Annotated in this window: 16 protein-coding genes; 7 read left to right on the top strand and 9 right to left on the bottom strand. The window is 48.7% G+C overall.

The window, feature by feature from the left end:
* A partial coding sequence (locus R3177_RS07215) for an amidoligase family protein (RefSeq protein ID WP_318970371.1) occupies positions 1-810 on the bottom strand: 810 nt, incomplete at its 3' end.
* 132 nt (positions 811-942) lie between these two features.
* Here R3177_RS07215 and R3177_RS07210 point away from each other — a divergent pair.
* Positions 943-2,166 carry an MFS transporter gene (locus R3177_RS07210; RefSeq protein ID WP_318970370.1) on the top strand — a complete coding sequence of 408 codons (1,224 nt, stop codon included), beginning with the start codon at positions 943-945 and terminating at the stop codon, positions 2,164-2,166.
* Here the strand turns inward: R3177_RS07210 and R3177_RS07205 are convergent.
* The 5 genes from R3177_RS07205 to R3177_RS07185 are packed head-to-tail and all read right to left on the bottom strand — an operon-like array spanning position 2,163 to position 6,954.
* The gene (locus R3177_RS07205) at positions 2,163-2,861 is read right to left on the bottom strand and encodes a hypothetical protein (protein WP_318970369.1); all 699 of its coding nucleotides are present in this window, start codon (positions 2,859-2,861) and stop codon (positions 2,163-2,165) included. The genes R3177_RS07210 and R3177_RS07205 overlap by 4 nt on opposite strands.
* The gene (locus R3177_RS07200; protein ID WP_318970368.1) at positions 2,845-4,218 is read right to left on the bottom strand and encodes an O-antigen ligase family protein; all 1,374 of its coding nucleotides are present in this window, start codon (positions 4,216-4,218) and stop codon (positions 2,845-2,847) included. Before R3177_RS07200 ends, R3177_RS07205 begins: the two co-directional genes overlap by 17 nt.
* Positions 4,218-5,120, bottom strand: coding sequence for a glycosyltransferase (locus R3177_RS07195; RefSeq protein WP_318970367.1), 903 nt, complete (start codon positions 5,118-5,120; stop codon positions 4,218-4,220). The genes R3177_RS07200 and R3177_RS07195 overlap by 1 nt, the downstream gene beginning before the upstream one ends.
* A gap of 13 nt (positions 5,121-5,133) precedes the next feature.
* Complete coding sequence (locus R3177_RS07190; protein WP_318970366.1) at positions 5,134-5,874, bottom strand: WecB/TagA/CpsF family glycosyltransferase; 741 nt, start codon at positions 5,872-5,874, stop codon at positions 5,134-5,136.
* Positions 5,875-5,877: 3 nt separating this feature from the next.
* Positions 5,878-6,954 carry a glycosyltransferase family 4 protein gene (locus tag R3177_RS07185; RefSeq protein WP_318970365.1) on the bottom strand — a complete coding sequence of 359 codons (1,077 nt, stop codon included), beginning with the start codon at positions 6,952-6,954 and terminating at the stop codon, positions 5,878-5,880.
* Between the two features lie 155 nt (positions 6,955-7,109).
* On the opposite strand from R3177_RS07185, the gene wecA reads away from it, so the two are divergent.
* Genes wecA through R3177_RS07170 form a run of 3 tightly spaced genes read left to right on the top strand, consistent with a single transcriptional unit; the run spans position 7,110 to position 10,705 of the window.
* The gene (gene wecA, locus R3177_RS07180; RefSeq protein ID WP_318970364.1) at positions 7,110-8,174 is read left to right on the top strand and encodes a UDP-N-acetylglucosamine--undecaprenyl-phosphate N-acetylglucosaminephosphotransferase; all 1,065 of its coding nucleotides are present in this window, start codon (positions 7,110-7,112) and stop codon (positions 8,172-8,174) included.
* A gap of 37 nt (positions 8,175-8,211) precedes the next feature.
* A complete protein-coding gene (locus R3177_RS07175) occupies positions 8,212-9,525 on the top strand; it encodes a flippase (RefSeq protein ID WP_318970363.1) in 1,314 nt (437 codons plus the stop codon).
* A 10-nt stretch (positions 9,526-9,535) separates the two neighbouring features.
* The gene (locus R3177_RS07170; RefSeq protein WP_318970362.1) at positions 9,536-10,705 is read left to right on the top strand and encodes a polysaccharide pyruvyl transferase family protein; all 1,170 of its coding nucleotides are present in this window, start codon (positions 9,536-9,538) and stop codon (positions 10,703-10,705) included.
* A 4-nt stretch (positions 10,706-10,709) separates the two neighbouring features.
* Here R3177_RS07170 and R3177_RS07165 read toward each other — a convergent pair whose 3' ends face one another.
* Positions 10,710-11,021 (bottom strand): DUF6482 family protein, encoded by a 312-nt coding sequence (locus R3177_RS07165; protein WP_318970361.1) that lies wholly within the window; start codon positions 11,019-11,021, stop codon positions 10,710-10,712.
* Between the two features lie 210 nt (positions 11,022-11,231).
* Between R3177_RS07165 and R3177_RS07160 the strand changes: the two genes are divergently transcribed.
* A complete protein-coding gene (locus R3177_RS07160) occupies positions 11,232-12,884 on the top strand; it encodes a response regulator (RefSeq protein WP_318970360.1) in 1,653 nt (550 codons plus the stop codon).
* A 54-nt stretch (positions 12,885-12,938) separates the two neighbouring features.
* Here R3177_RS07160 and R3177_RS07155 read toward each other — a convergent pair whose 3' ends face one another.
* Positions 12,939-13,103: a hypothetical protein gene (locus R3177_RS07155; RefSeq protein ID WP_318970359.1), complete on the bottom strand. Its 165-nt coding sequence runs from the start codon at positions 13,101-13,103 to the stop codon at positions 12,939-12,941.
* A 496-nt stretch (positions 13,104-13,599) separates the two neighbouring features.
* On the opposite strand from R3177_RS07155, the gene R3177_RS07150 reads away from it, so the two are divergent.
* Both R3177_RS07150 and R3177_RS07145 read left to right on the top strand, forming a co-directional pair.
* Positions 13,600-14,256 carry a hypothetical protein gene (locus tag R3177_RS07150; protein WP_318970358.1) on the top strand — a complete coding sequence of 219 codons (657 nt, stop codon included), beginning with the start codon at positions 13,600-13,602 and terminating at the stop codon, positions 14,254-14,256.
* 123 nt (positions 14,257-14,379) lie between these two features.
* Positions 14,380-15,033, top strand: a complete 654-nt coding sequence (locus tag R3177_RS07145; RefSeq protein WP_318970357.1) for a hypothetical protein — start codon at positions 14,380-14,382, stop codon at positions 15,031-15,033.
* Positions 15,034-15,115: 82 nt separating this feature from the next.
* Here the strand turns inward: R3177_RS07145 and lepB are convergent, their stop codons facing one another.
* The gene (gene lepB / locus R3177_RS07140) at positions 15,116-15,796 is read right to left on the bottom strand and encodes a signal peptidase I (protein ID WP_318970356.1); all 681 of its coding nucleotides are present in this window, start codon (positions 15,794-15,796) and stop codon (positions 15,116-15,118) included.
* Between the last annotated feature and the right edge of the window lie 400 nt (positions 15,797-16,196).

Below are 16,196 nucleotides of genomic sequence, written 5' to 3'. Positions count from 1 at the left end.
TTCACAACTTGGTAAGCGGTAATGGAAGGTCGGCCGCGCTTTAATCAGTTTATCTTCGGTCACGGCTCTGACTCTTTTTTTATCCAGATGCAGAAATAACGGTAAGCAATCCAGTGCCCGGTTTCGGGTCGGATTAAACTTAAGATAATCATCAATCAGCTCAGTGATAGCGGGCTGGTAATCTTTGTCAGTGATTTTCTGCTGATATGCCTTGGGATAAGGCTCGATAAAAGAGGTAAGGCTGCGGACAATATCAATATGTTCGCGATCACGTAACCAGTCCTGCAGACAGACAAACGCCTGAATGATCCTAAGCAATATGTCGACATCTTTAGTGGGAATTTCCGGATTAAGCTGCAGCCCAAACGCATATTGCAACGATTCAGACGAGCCTTTAGCACCCTGCTGATGCAATAAGGTAACCAACTGCGTCACCTCATCCAGTCTTGAGAACGGTAATGGCGGCGTTACTAACTCCAGCGGCACGACTTGCTTGGCCACAGTCGCCAGCAGGCTCTCCAGCGACTCCTGCAGATTGTCAGTTAACGAATCCGTATCAAACTTTTGTTCACCCATTTTTGTTAACAACTGGAAATCCAGCTCAATCAGCCAGTCGCCGGCGTCATCGCCGCTTAGCCGGTAGCGATAACGACCATCTGGTTCTGCTTTAAGCTTTAACTGTTCAGCCACTAATTCGGCTACATCAGCCAGCTCGAGACCGCTGAATTCTATTTCAATACCAAAGCGTCTGGGGTTGCCAGCGTAACTGGTTTGCCACGGTAAGGCTTGCAACTGGGGTGAACTGGTCAAAAATACCTCTCATTCAGACATTTACATTTAGCCTAAGGGAGCTGCCGGGCCTTGTCAAATCACCGACCTGATACAGCAATCCCTGATAGTTTAGGTTAAACTAACGGCGAAACCGCAATAGAAGAGACTGTTTTGAAAATTATTTTTCGCTCAAGTTGGCCACTGTTTCTGGGCGTGGCGATTGTCGGCATGACCACAGGGCTGCAAAATACCCTGCTGTCGTTGCGGGCAGAACTGGAAGGTTTTGCCAGTGCCAGTATTGGCCTGATGCTCGCCGGCTATTTTATTGGTTTTTTGCTGGGCTCTATCCGTGCGCCAAAAATGATTATGCGGGTAGGACACATCCGGGCTTTCGCTGCTCTGGCTGCAATGGCTTCAATCAGCATTCTGCTGCATGCCATCTGGGTCAATACTTATGCCTGGTTTGTACTGCGTTTGTTATCCGGTTTTTGTTTTTCGGCTATTTTTGTTATCGCAGAAAGCTGGGTAAATGACAAAGCCGACAACCGTAACCGCGGCACTCTGTTATCTCTGTATGTCTCCATGCTATTTGGCGGTATCGGTCTGGGTCAGTTTTTGATCACGATTGGCGATCCGCGCGATTTTATCCAGTTTACCCTGGTATCCGTGTTAATCAGTGCCGCAGTCATACCACTGCTGATTACAAAAACGCCGGCGCCCACCTTTCAGCAGGCCGAAAAGATGCCTGCCCGTCAGTTACTGAAACTGGTGCCGCTTGGCGTACTGGGCTGTTTTATTCTGCAATTTGGCTACGCTTCGATGTTTGGTTTTGGCCCGGTGTATTTCTCACGGCTGGGTTTATCACTGCTTCAGATCGCCAGTCTGATGGCCATTTTTATTTTCGGTTGCCTGTGTATGCAATTTCAACTCGGTAAGTTATCAGACAGGTTCGATCGCAAAATGATTATGACCGTCTGTGGCTTTAGCGCCAGTCTTACTGCCTTCTGGCTGGCTCAGCTGAGCGCAGAAAGTGGCTGGCAACTGTATTTTGCCTGTTATATTTTTGGTGCGCTGTTTTTACCGCTGTACTCGATGGCTATTGCCCATACCAATGATCATCTGGCAAAACGGCAAATGGTGGCGGCCAGTAGTGTCCTGATCCGCGCTAACGGTCTTGGTGCAATTGGGGGCCTAGTGCTTTCAGGACTGTTGCTCGATAAATTCGGCAATGCGGTTTTTTTCTATTTTATTGCACTGTTACCGGCTATTGTTGCTCTGATGGCGTTTTATCATTACTGCTTCAGACGCCCTACCAGTCAACGCCCCCACTCTAACGCAGTGTCACCGACCCAGGTCACCCAGACCATGATTAACAACGCTTTAAACGATGATTAAGACTGCCATAAACCCGTTTTAACGCTAATGCGCCACACCAGATAACTGGCATATTCGGCAATCAGTTTACTGTATAAATCATAATTGCTGAGATTTACCGTAAACATACAGTTCCAGCTGCAATTTAATGGCCGGAATGTCTGGCTGCTGACGGTAGTCAATCCGGCATTCATTTGGTGGTAGTCAATTAGTCGGCTGACCCGCCAGCCGTGAAAATCACTGGTAATAAACTGCAGCCGTTGCTGAGCGGCTAACCGTTGACGTAAACGGCTGAATTCCAGATAAGTATTAGCACCGGCATCAAAACAATCGATTGCCAGCGGCTGTTGCTGCTGGCTGAGTAAATAATTCTGATAAGGCTGACAGTAGCGGGTGGTAATAATCACCGCAGCACGTTGCCCGCCCAGAACCTGGCCCAGCCGATCCAGCCTCGCCCGCGCGCACGCTGGCAGGGTGTCTGCCGAGCCGCCACAGCCAAGCACGATATAGGTACTATCACTCTGCGGTAAACTGCTGCCGGTAATTTGCGCTGCATAATGGTTGCGAACCAGATTAGCAACATAGGTATTGCCGGCCAGATAAAAGCCCAGCAGCAGTAACCACAGGCCTTTTTTGCGGTAAAAAAGGCAGGCCACTAACAGGGCATAAAGAAAAATATTGTGCGGATACAAAAAAGGTTCAAGCAGATCTTTCATCGGGCCCCCGTGCCATGTCTGAAGTATGGTCAGCTGCTGAGCTTAACAGATAACGGTTAAAGACCATGGCATTTAGCAGCGCCCAGGGCAGCCAAAGCATGCCAGAGGTAAGCACATGACCGGCCAGCATGGCCACACCAAACAACAGCAAATTAACACACAGTACAGTGGCTGCCAGCCGGTGACGGTCAATCTGACTGTAACAGCTGTAAAAAAACCGGCCAAAGGTCAGCCCGAAAATCAGCCCACCAGCCAGCCCATAAAACACCAGTAAATCAAACAGGTCTATTTCAATAAAATATTTCTTCAAAAGCACACTAACCCCAGCAACCCCTACCCCAAACAGTCGGTGTACATCCGGATAGTGTCGCTCTGTCTCCTGCCAGATAACCGCTAAATATAAATCTCTGGACGACAGCACAATCCCTGCGACGCCGCGCTGCTGATAGGCATACGCCAGCTTATCGTAAAGCCCAGCGGCACGGAGTAAAGGCTCGGCGTACCAGATAAACAGCAGTAAACAGCAAAACGCCAGCAATAGCGCTACCGACAGTGGCCGGGCATAGCGCCGGTAATCCCGCTTGCTGGCAGCCAGTAACGGGATCAACATAACCAGCAGCATACTGCCAAGCAGCCCGGTCTTGGTCAGTAATAATGCTGCGCTGCCAATGGTGGCCAGGCTTAATAGCAGATAACAGGCTTTTTGTGCTGGCCAGCAGCGCCATAACAGCCAGCCGCTGACTACCAGCAGCACAACAGCCAGTTCATTGGTGGAATAAAAATAGCCTTTTACCCCCAAAAACGGCTGGGCTACATTGTCCATTGGCTGATAGGCGGTATACCCATACCCCAGTAAACCCAGCGCCAGGTTAAGCAAAATAACACCATAACTAAGCAGCATCAGCCGATCAGTCAGCAGCAGCAACGCCAGCGGGTAACGCCGGCAAAACTGCCGGAAAAAGCAAAATGCCAGTAAAGGTGCCAAGGCTTTAAGCAATAAAGCAACCTCTGTCGCAACAAAATCAGCGACAGTGGCATCACTCAGTGCTGTGACGGTCATATAACTGTAGGCCGGCCCGCCAAGCCCCAGCACCAGCAGGCCTGTCAGCCATAGCAACTGTTTGTCACGCCACAGGCATAGCTGCCACACCAGCAGGGTCAGCAACACTACTTTATATAACAGCGACCAGGGTAACGCCGCCGGCGTCTGTTGCAACGCGCCACTGATACTGTCAACCAGCAGGGTCCAGGGCGCCAGATAAAACAACAGCAAGGCCGGCCAGCTGTCTGCTGACCAGCCAGGTTTAGCGGGCTGGCACGCTGGCATCAGTAAGGTTGCGATTAATGCTGACTGCATTATTTTTTAAATAACCCCGCCAACCCTTTACTAAAGAATTTGAGCCGGATACCACTTAACCAGCTAAGTTTCTGCTTCAGGTAATATCGCCATTTCAGCGACGCCAAACCAAAGCGGCACTGGCGAAGCAATTCCAGCAAACTCAGTGGCTGTTTCTCCATCATCAACCGGTAAAACATCTGGTTTTGCAGGTTTCGTTCACTCATCAGCGACCGGTGCTTGGCAACAAACTGTTTATGCGCATCCAGTCGTTTTGGTGAGTTAGTGATCCTGCCCAGTTCATGGCCTACGTTTACCTGATAACTGGCATCACTTATCCGTCTGGCCGGGCCGAAAGCCGCTACGACCCTAACCCACATATCATAATCCTGAAATGCAGCCAGCCCCTCATCAAAACCATGCAGTTGCAGCATCCGCTCGCGACTGACCAGCGCCTGATTTGATAAGGTGTGTAAATCAAGTAAGCTGCTCAGGGAAACCGTTTCATCGCGGGAAAACAGCGTCTTCTGCACATTACCGTAATGCCAGATATAGCCGGAGCATACACAGCTGTACTGTGGATCATAGGCCCGGTATAAACTGCTCAGACGATGGGGCAGGAATTCATCGTCATCGTCAATACCGGTAACAAACTCGCCTTGCGCTTCATTTATTGCCCGGTTGCGGGCAGCACAGGCTCCTCTTCCCTCGGGCTGCCTGAATAAGCGGACCCGACTGTTCTGACCATAACGCTCATTGAGCACTCGCCAGGTATCATCAGTTGATGCATCATCAACCACCAGCAGCTCAATATTCGGATAATCCTGAACCAGCACCGAATCAATCGCCCGGCATGCCATTACCACCCGGTTATACGTTGGCATATATACACTGATTAATGGCCAGTGTTGTTGTGAATTCATACTCATTTTCCTGTTACACCTTGCCAGTCCAGTACCACCATAAATACCGCAATAAACCAAGCTGACGGCCAATCCGGCTGGGTTGCAGAACCAGCCGGTATGCCCATTCCAGATTCAGTTTACACCACAATGCCGGTGCACGTTTCACATTCCCGGTGTAAACATCGTATGTGCCGCCAACGCCCATATAAAAACAAGCCGGATGGGCCTTTTGCAAACGCTGGATCAGGAGCTCCTGCTTTGGTGTTCCCATGGCGACACTGACTATGGCTGGTTGTGCCTGCTGAAGTTGGGCAATCAGTGCCGCTTCATCGCTGAAATAGCCATCCACCGCGCCGACAAGCTTAGTGCCTTCTGCCAGCAGCTTGTCACGAGTTTGTACCAGCACCTCGGGCCTGGCGCCAATAATAAATACCGGCACCTGATGACGGGCCGCCCGCAACATTAAACCCTGCCAAAGCTCACAGCCCGGGATCCTCGCAACATGCCGGCCCAGTCTGCGGCGCATGGCCTTTACCACGCCAATACCGTCTGCATAACGAATATCGGCGGCGGCTATTACCTCCCGCAACTGGGTATTGCGGCTGGCTGCGAGCACTTTTTCAGGGTTGATCGCTATTGCTGAGCCGGCGAATACCGGCCCCTCTGCCGGAACAATAAACTGCAGCAGCGCCGCCATATCTTTAAACGCCGCGACGTCAATGACGCCAACTTTCACCTGCTCTGGCATTGCCGTTTGCAATGATTCTGACATAGCCTACATTTCCTGATAAATATCAATAAGTTTAGTAGCAACATCCCTGACCAGACATTGTTCTGCCCGTGCCCGTGCCGCCAGCTGCATTTTCCGGTAACGCTCTGGGGGCAGTTGCCAGACGTTGGTTAAGGCGCGCTGCAACTCCATAATAAGATGCTGTTCATTCAGTGGTGTCTGCTCACTGTTCTGAGCCACCAGAAAACCATTCTCCGCGTGCTGCAGTTGTGCTGCAGCACCATCGGTCAGCGTGGCAACAACAGGGGTATAACAGGCCATCGCCTCTGCCATAACCAAGCCAAATGATTCATAACGGGACAAGCTGATAAAACAGCGGGCCTGCTGGTAGAGCAGCGCCAGTTCGCTGGCCGGCTGCGGCCCGACTAACTGGATATCAGGATAGGGCGCGATCGCTTCTGTTAACTGCTGAAGCATCGGGCCGGCACCGGCAATCACCACTTTTTTAGCCTGCAGAAAAGGCAATAATGCGATTAAACGGTCAATGCCTTTATTATGGTCCAGACTGCCAACATAAAGTAAGTCTGTCGATTTATCGCTGTACTCAAGCATTGGCAAAGCAGCAAAACTATCGGCAATACCGGCCGACAGCACAGTACTTTGCCGGCAAGGCAGACTAAAGCGGGCTTTCAGGGCGTCACTGGTAAAAATCCAGTGCTTCACTTTAGCGGCACACCACCGATACCAGAAGCCGGGGGCCTGATATTTATAGATATCACTGCCATGACAGGTAACAATAATTTTTGCTGAGGGATTTCGCAGTGCTTTATATATCAGCGCCAGCCAGATCGTCGGGTAAAAAAAATGAACATGCACGATGTCATATTTCTGCCGGCTAAACAGAAAGCGCCAGACAAAGTCAGCTAAAAATACCGGGTATTTAAACAACCGGTTCAGCTTTGAGTCAGTATGCCAACGCATAAAATGATAGCCAGGGTTTAGCCTGGCCAGCGCCTCAGCTTGTTGCAACACAAATAATCCCTGAAACGGCGCGGTTGGTTTCGGGCCCATATTGGTAATAATTAATACATTGGGTTTGCTATTCAAGGTTTTGCTGTCCAAAGGCCGGTATTCCTGACTACAATAAGCGCATCACTTACTGAAAACACTTAGTTTATAGCTAATTAGCTTTATTAAACCAGTAAAGTAAGTTGCGCCAGAGATTATAAACCGATTGCAGCTGACGACAGGCTGAATAAAGCCGATACGGAATAAGAATGCCGATAACTGAAACCATTTACAGTATCATCATTGCGATTGCCGCCAGTTTTCTGGCTATCCTGCTATTGCGGCCACTGGCACCCAAACTGCGATTACTGGATATTCCTCGTGGCCGCAAGCAGCACAGCGGCGCCGTGCCATTAGTAGGTGGTCTGGCAATTTATCTGACGCTGTTAGCGGTTCTGGCAAATCATATCTCCTCAGATGTTACTCTTGGCTATTACCTGCTCTGCGCGGCGGCAATTGTGATAATGGGCGCTTTTGATGATGCGCTGGATTTAAGTGTAAAATTACGGCTGACCATTCAGTTGCTGGTTGGCCTTGCTATGATTTACAGCCTCGATTTACATATTAGTAATTTAGGTAATATATTCGGGTTTGGCACAGTAGAATTAGGAGTTTTCGGCATTCCGTTTACGCTGATTGCGGTCATTGCGGCCATAAATGCTTTTAATATGACCGATGGCATCGATGGTCTGGCCGGCTTACTCAGTGTCGTCAGTTTTGGCAGTATTGCGGCGTTTATGCTGCTTTGGGGGCAGCAGACCCAAGCCTTGTTGCCGCTGGTGTTTATTGCTGCCCTGCTGCCTTATCTGGCGTTTAATCTGGGCTGGATTAAAGATAAAAAAATTTTTATGGGCGATGCCGGCAGCATGTTAATTGGTCTGACAGTGATCTGGCTTTTGCTGGTAAGTACCCAAAGTGAAACAGCCAGCTTCCGGCCGGTAACGGCGCTGTGGTTAATCGCCATTCCGTTAATGGATATGGTTGCTATTATGCTGAGGCGGATATTAAAAGGTCAGTCGCCGTTTCAGGCCGACCGGGAGCATCTGCATCATATTTCCCTGCGGCTTGGCTTAAACTCACGTGAATCGCTAATTTTAATTACATCACTGGCCTGGATTTTTGCCTGCATCGGCATTATCGGTGAATACCTGCTGGTACCTGAAGTTGCCATGCTGCTGTTGTTTTTCCTGGTATTTGCGCTGTATATTGGCCTGCTGCAAAATATCTGGCGGATTATTTCCGCCATTCGCCACAATATTGCCAACCGGCGTTAGTCATGACTTTCTCTTCTGAATCTGCAATGAGCACATTATGCTGAAAAAAATCTTAGTTGCCAGAGCCACCGCTATGCTGGGGGACCGGCTGGTTAAACTGCTGGCAGCTGCAATACTCACTATTTTTGTCGCCCGGGTGCTGGGCGCCAGCGAGCTGGGTATTTACTCTATCGTCATGGCCTGGAGCGCATTTTTAGTGCCACTTACCAGTATGGGCCTGAACAATAATGTCGTGCGGCGCATGGTTCAGCAACCCACTGCACAGCATGCCATGACCTTGTTATATAGCGCAGTAACGTTGCGGCTGGCTTTGGGGTTATTTGGCGGCAGTCTGATGTTGCTGGGATTTTATCTGTTGTACCCCACTATGTTTGAGGGTAATACGGCTATTGCCATTCCGGTGCTGTTTTTACTGCAGAGTTTTTTTGGTTTACTGCTGTTTGAGTTTTATCTGAATTATCAGGGTACGTTTCGCAGTACCGCTTACCTTAAAACCACTATAACCCTGCTAAGTTTTGCGGTAAAACTAGCCCTGCTATACAGCGGCTTTGGCATTGCCAGTTTAATAATGATGACCGGTATTGAATTTATGCTGGTCGGTATTGGCCAGTACCTGCTGTACCGCGCTAAACAACAACCGTTTTCAGAAGGCGAAACGCGCTGGCCACCTTATCATCCAAAGTGGTTCAGTGCTCAGCAGATAACGCCGTTGTTAAAGCGCTCCAGCTGGCTGTGGTTGTCAGGCATTGTTGCGGTGGTGTATCTGAAGATTGATATTATTATGCTGGGCGCCATGGCGGGTACCGAACAGGCCGGTATTTATGCAGCGGCCAGCAGATTGTCTGAGTTATGGTATGTGTTCCCTGCCACGCTCGCCACCCGTTATTACCCGGATATGTTAAAAGCCTATCAGCAGGGTGTGACGCCTTATTACCTGAAATTGCGCCGGTTCGCGGTATTATTTTTCAGCGCCGCCTTTGGTATTGCTGTGCTGATGACACTTACTGCTCCCTGGTTAATCGGCCTGCTGTTTGGTGAAGACTTCAGCGCCGCAATTACCGTACTTAGGATCCATATCTGGGCCGGTTGTTTTATTTTTGTCCGCTATCTGATTAGCCAGCATCTGGTTATTACCGAGCAAGAGCCGTTATCGTTGGTCAGCCATGGCTTAGGTGCATTATTAAACATCGGGCTAAATCTGTGGCTGATACCAACGATGGGAATTATCGGTGCTGCCTGGGCGACACTGATTTCTTATGCCTTTGCGTCGTTCTTTTTCTTATTTATTTTTAGCAGCACCCGTACTCAGCTATGGCAGCTTATTACTGTGCGCAACACTGACAATCACTAAAGGGTTATATATGAGCAAGCCGCTGTTCGTTGAAATTAAAGGTGTCCAATTCCGCAACAAAGGCGCTTACCTGATGTTACTGGCTTGCCTTGATGGCCTGAAAAGCCTGCCGGATTATCAGTTAGTCTTATCACCAGGCCCGAATTTACCCTACCCGGAGCGTGCCAGGCTCGGTGCCTGGCAGAAACTGGCATTTCGGCGCAAGGGCATTGATTTAACAGGACTGATTGGCAAACTACCCGCTGCTGTGCAACGCCTGTTGCAGCGCTATGGTATGGTTACCGAACGTGATGTCGATATTGTGCTAGAAGCAAGTGGCTTTGCCTATGGCGATCAATGGCCTTTGCAGTTTTTAGAAAATACCGCCAGAGAGGTGAAACGTTTTGACGCGGCTGGCAAACCTTTCATTTTTATGCCACAGGCGTTTGGCCCCTTTGCCAGTGAACAAAGCAAAACCGCCATGCGCGATATTATCCGCCATGCCAGACTGATATTTGTCCGGGATCCGGTGTCGCTGACCCACTTGCAAAGCTGTGTTAGCCCCTTGCCAGCCAGCGTGGTACTGACGCCTGACTTTACTGTTGGTTTAATACCACAAGCAAATCATGACGTTCCCGAAATAGTAAAACCCTACGCTGTGCTTGTTCCAAATTCAAAAGTCGTGTCCAAATATAACCATGCGGATGCTGAAGCCATGCGGGACAGTTATGTCAGCGCCTTTGCCGCTGCAGCAGATAAGCTGACAGTACTGGGTTATCAGGTGGTATTGGTTAATCACGAAGGTCGCGAAGATGCTGCACTGTGCGCTGAAATCGCCAGATTGTCCCCCTGCACCTCTGTGCAAATTGACGATCCGCTGGCGGTTAAGGCGTTTATCGGCGGAGCGGAACTGGTAATCAGCTCACGTTTTCATGGCGCGGTTAACGCGTTAAGTCAAGGCGTACCCTGTGTAGCAACAAGCTGGAGTCATAAGTACCACGCTATGATGAATGATTTTGCGATGGCGGATTATTGCATAGAGCAGCTTAGCGCAGACAGTCTGTGCCGTTCGATTGATACGTTGCTGGCAAACAAAGCTGACATTCTGCCGCAACTGGCAGAACGTGCAGCTAAGATAAAACAACGCAACCAGCAAATGTGGCAGCAGTTACACCAGCATTTAATGCCGCTAAACCGTTAAGCCCTTAGTTACTGCTCCTGGCAAAGTGGACAGGCACGCACAGCGTGTTGTCCACTTTCTCAGGGCCGCCGCACATTTCATCATAAGCAGACTGATGCACCAGAAAGGCCTGGCGAACCACGCATTCAGTCAGTGCCTGTTTAACTTCGTCGACATTCAGAAACTGCTGTGGCCGGTTATCGTCATCAACGATAAAACCTTTGCGGCTGTCAAAAACCGCTTCCACCAGATAGACTCCCATTTCAAAAGAATGGATAGTAATTTCATCAATCCGGACTTCCTGCCGGTTCAAATGAGCAAGACGATGATAGTGCATAACTAGGCTCCACTGTTATTGGTAAAATAACTTTATCAGCTCCAAAGTTAAAACATACGGCGCCTGACCATTAACAGATTGCTTTTTTTAACCAGCGCCTGAACCGCTCGGTGCAGGCGGCATTCATTGCTTTACCTGCACATAAAAAAAACGCTACTATCGGCAATATTGTTCGTCTTTTGCGATAACAGATCGCACCCGGATACTGCCATGGATGCCAGTTTTTTTCGTTGTAAGCAGGTTCTTGTTGTCGAAGATAGTGCGCCGGTCCGGGCATCGATCAAAGGCATGTTACAACAAATGGGTTTTGAGGCCATTCACTTAAGCCGTGACGCCAACGATGCGCTGAGCCGCTGCCATGAAATCCCTTACGATTTTATTCTGTGTGACTTTAATCTCGGTGAAGGAAAAGATGGCTATCAGTTGTTTGAAACCCTGAAACAACAGGCACTGATGCCGCCGCTTTGTTGTTTCATTATGATTAGTGCGGAAAACCAGCGCCAGCTGGTGCATGGTGTTATTGAACTGCAGCCTGATGACTACATTTTAAAGCCGTTTACCTATCCTATGCTAAACGAGCGATTAATCCGGGCGGTTAAACAGAAAATTGCCTTACGGAAAATATACCTTAATTTATTTGAAGAAAATTTAGCTGAAGCCATTTTTCAGTGCGACAGTGTGGCGAGCGCAAAGCCGGAATTTGCTTATCAGGCGCTGCGAATTAAAGGCGAGTTACTGCTAAAAACCGGCCAGCATCAACACGCTGAGCACTTCTATAAAACCATACTGACCGATAAGCCACTGCCCTGGGCCAGACTTGGCGCTGCTATTGCTGCATTTTATCTGGAGCGATGGGATGATACCGAACTGCAGCTGGCTGATTTAACCCAGTATGACATTACTAAAGTTGAAGCGCTGGACTGGTTGTCTCATTTGATGGTGAAATACAACCGCTATGAGGCTGCCCAGCAAACCTTATATCAGGCGGTACTGTTATCGCCTAAGAATATTAAACGCCAGCGTACGCTCAGTAATCTGAATGTCATTATCGGCGACAAAGAAGCCGCCGCCCGGATCAATGGCAAACTGGTTGATGCAGCCCGATATTCGGTTGAAGAGTCAGCAGAATATTACCTGAACCATGCCCGCAGTTTAATTGATCTGGCCTACAGTAAAAACCCGCTGGAGCGAACTGTGCTGCTGCAGAACGCCGGTCAGCTGGTCGATAGTGTCAGTAAACGCTTTGTCAGCCCTCACTGGCAAAAGGCGGTTAATGTGGTACGCAGCCGGATCCTGGCGGCCAAAGGGCTATTAATTGAAGCCCGCCAGTCATTGCTGGATAACGGCGTTGCCAGCCAAACAGAAAAAATGACCATCGACAGTTGCATGGACGCTGCCAAAGCCTACTTTGAACTGGGCGATATTCACAGCAGTCAGTTTTATATTGATAAACTGGCCGGCTATTTAATTAATGATGATTATCTGACTGACACCCAGAAAATTATGCTGAAAATGGAAAAAATCCGCCACGAAGAATTAAAAGCAACCATTAAACAAATAAGCGGCGAAGCGGCTGCAGCTTACGAAAATGGTTTTTTTATTCAGGCCATCAGTCTGTTTTGTGAAACCTTTGACCATATGCCTACCAATACCATTATCGCGCTGAATATCCTGCAAACAGCCAGCAAGTGTGCCCAGCTGCCGGTAACCTATCTGCGCTACTGTAAGCAGGCGATTAAGTTACTTAAAGCTTGCGTACTGGAAAAAGCCAGTCAGGTAAAATTTCAGCACTACTCAGCCTTACTGTGTGAGCAATATCCGCAACTGAAAGTTCGTACCCGCAGACCGAAAGCCAACAGTTAGCTAGCACAGAGCAGTAATCAATTAAAAACCCGGCAACGAATGCCGGGTTACTCTTTACTGATTACGGCCGGTTTGCCGGCCAGGGATCTGATCCTTGTCCGGATTATAACCTGACTTCTGCTTATCCGGCTTATATTGCTCTCTCTGCTCCTTTGAGCCACCTTGCCGCTTTTCTTCGTCCATGGCTGGACGACCACTTTGACCTTTTTGGTTAGCCATAACAGGCCTCCTTAAAAGTAGATTAGACAAAGATATACTTGCATTTGTGAATAGTGTCGGTTCCGCTATTCACATTCCGCTACTGCGCATTTGTCACTGCATAGTTGGTGCCACATCTTTTGCCCACGATGGCCCTGCAGATGATGTGGCTCATCTTATTAAAATGTATGACTTCGTTATAATATTTAAGATATTGCTCATCCGTGAGTTAAAGGTAATTTTTCCAGGTAGTGTTGAATTTCTTTCATATTCTGTCTGTAACATATACAACTACAGCCCCCTGCTGGCTGCTTATCAGCCAACGTCACGGCTCTTCAGCCCTGCCTGAGTCAGCTGTTGGCATTCTGGCAAGCATCTTGCTCTTCTAACACCGTATGACAAAAATAAGCGAAGATGCTGTGACGTTTCCGCAAATGCTAACTCAGAACCTGAGCATCACTGCTGCCAGTCTTCGCCTGATTTCAGGTTCATTAAGCTAACCTACGGAGGTGTGAAAATGACGTTTTCAACTACTCACTCAACATTTCTGAAAACCGGTTGTGCTCTGGGCATAGCAGCTGCACTGACCCTGGCAACGCCGCTACAGGCAAACCCTGTGAAAAACAAAACAGATGGTAGCTGGGTAGCGCTGAGCGGGCAGGTTGTAACCCATACTCCCAGCCAGTTTGTTCTTGATTATGGTGAAGGCACAATTTTAGTGGAAACCGATGACTGGGATTCATTGGGTGATGGCTGGGCAATTAACGCCGGCGACAAGGTCACCGTCTACGGTATGGTGGATGATGGCTTTTACCAGAGCAAAAGAATAGAAGCTGGCAGTGTTTATATTGAAGACTCCAGCACTATGGTTACCGCGCCGTCCAGCGCCGATGAAGAAGCCATGCCAGTTACCTATACCTATTTCAGCGTTCCGGCCGACTATGACCTGCAACTCGCAGGTACAGTGTCATCGGTGTCAGGGCGCAATTTCACTATTGACACCGGTAAACGTAAAGTAACTGTTAACACGCTTGGCATGGGGTATAACCCGGTTGACAACATTGGCGTGCAGCAGATTAAGAAAGGCGATTTTGTCTCGGTAACGGGTGATCTTAACCTCAATATGTTTGACAAGGCGCTGATTAATGCTGAAACGATAGTGTCGTACAACTAACGCCAATTTTGGCAAGTGTTGTAAATGTGTTTGACACTCTGCGGACCTGGCAGGTGCCTGGTCCGCTTTTTAGCTGCTGTAACTTATGTTCAGTCTCGTCAGACAACACATTCTGGAGGACTTATGCTAAATATTTCAGCAAGTACTAAATATCTGTTATCCACCGCCATTGTCGTTGGCCTGGCAATGGTGTTACTGCTGCCGCTGCAGGCTGCAGAGTCACTGAAAGGTGAGCCCAAAGGCAGTTGGATAGCACTTAGCGGTCAGGTGGTGTCGCATACTGACGACTCGTTTATACTCGATTTTGGTGACGGTTTTGTCACCGTTAATACTGATAACTGGAATACCATTGGTGGCAGCTGGGCCGTCAGTGATGGTGACAAAGTGACTGTGTATGGCCTGGTGGAAGAAGGTTTTTACCAGAACAAGGTTATTGATGCCGGCAGTATCTATGTCAGAGATGCCAGCACCATGGTATCTGCGCCGGATACTGATAAGCAGGCGATGGCCAGCACTTTTACCTATTTCAGCGTTCCTGGCGATTATGACTTACAGGTGGCAGGTACCGTAACATCCGTAACCGATCGTAAATTCACGATAGACTCAGGTACGCGCAAAGTAACGGTAGACACCATACGCCTGGGTTACAATCCTTTAGATAATCAAGGGTTGCAGCAAATTAAAGTAGGCGATTTTGTCACTGTCCGCGGTGAATTAAAACGCAGTGTCTTTGATAATAGCGCCGTGGTTGCCGAGAGTATTGTGACTTACAACTAGCAAAACCGGTAACGCTGCCCTGAAGCAGCCCCCTGCCGCTCGCAAGCGACCGGCAGGGGGCTGGCGCTCTGTCTTATGGATACTACAAACTACTGAAAAAACGCTCGCGCCGGGGTAAGTAATAGTTATCGTAATCCAGCGAGAATAACACGCTACCTGCCCGGCCGACGATTTCATGCCGCGGTACAAAGCCAATAACCCGCGAGTCTGCGCTGTTATCGCGATTATCGCCCAGTACCAGATAATGCTCCTCGGGCACCTTTACCGGTGCAAAATCAGCTAAGCCACTGGCTAGCGGCGAAAGCTTTACCGGGTGGGCAACGCTACCCAGCTGCTCGGTTAGCAGCACGCTGCGCGTAGTGGTTACGGCCTGTTCAGCAATATTCTGATTGGTTTCATGATAGGCCAGCTGTTGGCCGTTGATCGTTAACACATTTTGCCGCATCGCCACCACATCACCTGGCATGCCAATCACCCGTTTCACCAGCCGGTTATCGGCCGCTTCTGATGCGAATATCACAATATCACCCCGTTTCGGATCCGCCAGTTTAAGCAATGAGACCGTAGTAAAGGGCAAACGCAGATCATACGCCATTTTGTTTACCAAAATCCTGTCGCCAATTTCAATAGTTGGCTGCATCGAACCGGAGGGCACATCGTTCCAGTCAGCAATGGCACTTCTGAAGACAAACATTAAACCGATAAAAACAATAAAGCCGCGGTTATTGTGCCAGATTTTTTTTGCTTTAGTCGTTACGCCCACGATTACTCCCTAATATTTAGGTGGATAGAACAGCCGAGACATTACCAGAAAACACGGTAAGAAAAGCTTCTGAATGGCCTTATGACTTGCAAATCATGCCAGAGTTCAAGCCCAACCTTGGTTGCAACTATTTCATTTTTTAACTGTAACATCTACAGCACGGAGCTTAATTTCATCAAGAAAAACACCCTTAGCTTAAATAGCAAGGAACTATCTTGCTGAAATAAATGGCTATTTATAATTGGCAAGCTATTTGCACCTATTCTGGCACCAGCGAAGACAGAAGCTTTAACCGTTAGATCTGATGTTTTCGCCAATGACTTAAATTCATTAAAAATCTCGGAGGTGTAAGAATGACTTTTTTACCCAATAAGATTAATTTACTTAAAACAGTATGTGC

It is taken from the genome of Arsukibacterium sp., from assembly GCF_033722355.1.
Taxonomy (GTDB): Bacteria; Pseudomonadota; Gammaproteobacteria; order Enterobacterales; family Alteromonadaceae; genus Alishewanella.
The sequence above is the reverse complement of the archived record's forward strand: the minus strand, read 5'-3'. Positions and strand labels throughout refer to the sequence as shown.